Origin of the sequence: Streptomyces sp. (assembly GCF_035563135.1) — a bacterium.
Taxonomy (GTDB): Bacteria; Actinomycetota; Actinomycetes; order Streptomycetales; family Streptomycetaceae; genus Streptomyces.
In genome coordinates this window covers 1-3,038 of sequence record NZ_DATMVN010000065.1, presented here as the reverse complement: position 1 = coordinate 3,038, position 3,038 = coordinate 1, and the positions used below count along the sequence as shown (strand labels likewise).

Annotated in this window: 2 protein-coding genes; both read left to right on the top strand. The window is 72.0% G+C overall.

Features of this window, described 5'->3' with window-relative positions:
- Nucleotides 1-675: aldehyde dehydrogenase family protein (locus tag VN520_RS02855; protein WP_325745224.1), on the top strand; the 675-nt coding region annotated here is incomplete at its 5' end.
- 268 nt (nucleotides 676-943) lie between these two features.
- Entirely contained in the window at nucleotides 944-3,028 is a 2,085-nt protein-coding gene (betT, locus tag VN520_RS02850; RefSeq protein ID WP_325745223.1) for a choline BCCT transporter BetT, read from the top strand.
- Nucleotides 3,029-3,038: the final 10 nt, after the last annotated feature.

The following is a 3,038-nucleotide window of genomic DNA, read 5'->3' as shown; positions in this document are numbered from 1 at the left end:
TTCGTGCACTCCGGCCAGGTGTGCTCCGCGGGGACCCGGCTGATCGTGCAGGACGAGATGCACGACGAGTTCGTCGCGGCGGTGGCCGAGCGCGCCGAGCACATCCGCCTCGGCAGCGGGTTCGACCCGGCGACCGAGAGCGGACCCCTGGTGTCGGAGGAGCACCGGGCGAGCGTGGAGGAGTACGTCGCCACGGGCCTGCGCGAGGGCGCCCGGCTGGTCGCCGGTGGCCGCCGTCCCGAGGAGCCGGAGCTGGCCGGTGGCTTCTTCTACCTGCCCACGGTGTTCGCCGACTGCCGGCGCGACATGCGCATCGTGCAGGAGGAGTCCTTCGGGCCCGTCCTCACGGTGGAGCGGTTCGGCACGGAGGAGGAGGCGATCGCGCTGGGCAACGACACCGACTACGGGCTCGCCGGCGCGGTCTGGACCGCCGACACCGCCCGGGCCGAGCGGGTCGCCCGGGCACTGCGGCACGGCACGGTCTGGATCAACGACTTCGGCCCCTACCTGCCGCAGGCGGAGTGGGGCGGGTTCGGCCGGTCGGGCAACGGGCGCGAGCTCGGTCCCTCGGGCCTCGCCGAGTACCGCGAGGCCAAGCACATCTGGCACAACACCGCCCCCGCGGCGTCCCGCTGGTTCGCCCAGCGGGACGGAGGGGACGCGCAAGCCGGGTAGGCGATCAGTGCTCCCGATCGTGGAACGGCCGGTGGTGGATCCGCCCCTCCCCGCGTCGGGCGGTCCGCGCCGTCCTCGGGTCACCGGGCCGCATCGAGGACCGGTCGCGTCGTTCCCGTTCCACCTGCGCAGGCGCTCGCGGGCGAGGATGTGAGCCCCGTCCCCGGGGACGGTCGGCCCCGCGTCCCCGATGTCCGTCCCCGACCCCCGACCGGACGCCGCTCCATCCGCCCGGCGACCCGTGCACCACGACCGCCATGGAGAAGACATGAGTGAACGAGCGGCTCCCCCGGGGGCCACCACCGGTGCCGAGCCGCCGGCCCGGATGAAGCGCCCGGTCTTCTACGGCGCGGCGGTCGGCGTCCTCCTGATCGCCGTCTGGGCGATGGTCGCCCCGACCGCAGCCGCCGAGGTGATCGGCACGGTGGTGGGCTGGACGTCGGAGTGGTTCGGCTGGTTCTACATCGCGCTGGCGACCGCCGTCCTCGTCTTCGTCGTGTTCCTCGGCGTCTCCCGGTACGGCCGGACCAAGCTCGGCCCCGAGCACTCGACGCCGCAGTACAGCACCTTCGCCTGGGCGTCGATGCTCTTCGCCGCCGGCATCGGTACCGACCTGATGTTCTTCGCGGTCGCCGAGCCGGTGACGCAGTACCTCGCCCCGCCGGTGGGGGAGGGAGGGACGGTGGCGGCGGCGCGGGAGGCGACCGTCTGGACGCTGTTCCACTACGGCATCACCGGGTGGGGGATGTACGCGCTGATGGGGATGGCGCTGGCCTACTTCGCCTACCGCCGGAACCTGCCGCTGGCGATCCGGTCCGCGCTCTACCCGGTCTTCGGCAAGCGGATCCACGGCGCCCTGGGGCACGGCGTCGACCTCGCCGCGGTCGTGGGCACGATCTTCGGGGTGGCCACGTCGCTGGGCATCGGCGTCGTCCAGCTCAACTTCGGCCTGGAGGTGCTCTTCGGCATCCCCGAGGGGCGCGCGGCTCAGATCGGGCTGATCGTCCTGGCCGTCGGGGCGGCGACGGTGTCGGCCGTGAGCGGGGTGGACCGGGGGATCAAGCGGCTCTCACAGCTCAACGTCCTGCTGGCCATCGGCCTGGCGGCGTACCTCCTCGTCGTGGGGAGGACGACGTTCCTCCTCAACGGACTGGTGCAGAACGTCGGGGACTTCGTCAGCGGCTTCCCCGGCCTCACGCTGGAGACGTTCGCCTTCGAGCAGCCGGTCGAGTGGCTGAACGGCTGGACGCTGTTCTTCTGGGCCTGGTGGATCGCCTGGGCGGCCTTCGTCGGCCTGTTCCTCGCCCGCATCTCCCGCGGTCGCACGATCCGCCAGTTCGTGGCCGGGACGATGATCATCCCGTTCAGCTACATCGTCATGTGGATCTCGATCTTCGGGAACAGCGCCATCGACCGGGTTCGCCAGGGGGACGCGGCGTTCGGCGAGCTGGCGATGAACACGCCCGAGCGGGGCTTCTACACACTGCTCATGGAGTACCCGGCCTTCCCGTTCATCGGTGCGGTCGCCACCTTCGTGGGCCTGCTCTTCTACGTCACCTCCGCGGACTCCGGCGCCCTGGTGATGGCGAACCTGTCCTCCCACCTGCGCACACCGCAGACCGACGCCGGCAAGGGCCTGCGGATCTTCTGGGCGGTCGCCACCGGTCTGCTCACCGCGGCGATGCTCCTCGTGGGTGGTGTCCCGGCCCTGCAGAGCGCCACGATCATCATGGGGCTGCCGTTCGCGTTCGTGATGGTGCTGGTCATGGTCGGCCTCTACAAGGCACTGCAGGTGGAGTCCCTGCGTGCTGCCGGCCGCGACCAGTCCCTGCCCGGCCGGCTGTCCGGCCGGGCGGCCGAGGCGTCCCCCGACGGGCACGGGACCTCCGCGTGGCGACTGCGGCTGGGACGGGCCATGGCCTTCCCGAGCGAGGACTCGGCCGAGGAGTACCTCGACGAGGTGGTGGTGCCGGCCCTCGAGGAGGTCGCCGGTGAACTGCGCGATCAGGGCGTCGACGCGCAGGCGAGCCGGTCGACCGACGACCTGGGGCAGGGGTGCGTGCAGCTCGCCGCCGAGCTCGGTGACGACCACCCGTTCCAGTACCGGGTCTGCCTCCGGACGGTGCCGGTGCCCGAGTACGGGCGGGGCGCCATGGTCGGCGAGGAGGACTCCTACGCCCGGCTGGAGGTCCACCTGGGCGAGGGAGGGCAGGGCTACGACGTCATGGGCTACACCCACTCGCAGGTGATCGACGACGTCCTCGACCAGTACGAGCGTCACCTGGATTTCCTCCGTCTCCAGGGGCCGGAGGCCGCCCGCCTGCCGAGGGCCCGGCGGCCGGTGGACGACTGACCGGCACGGT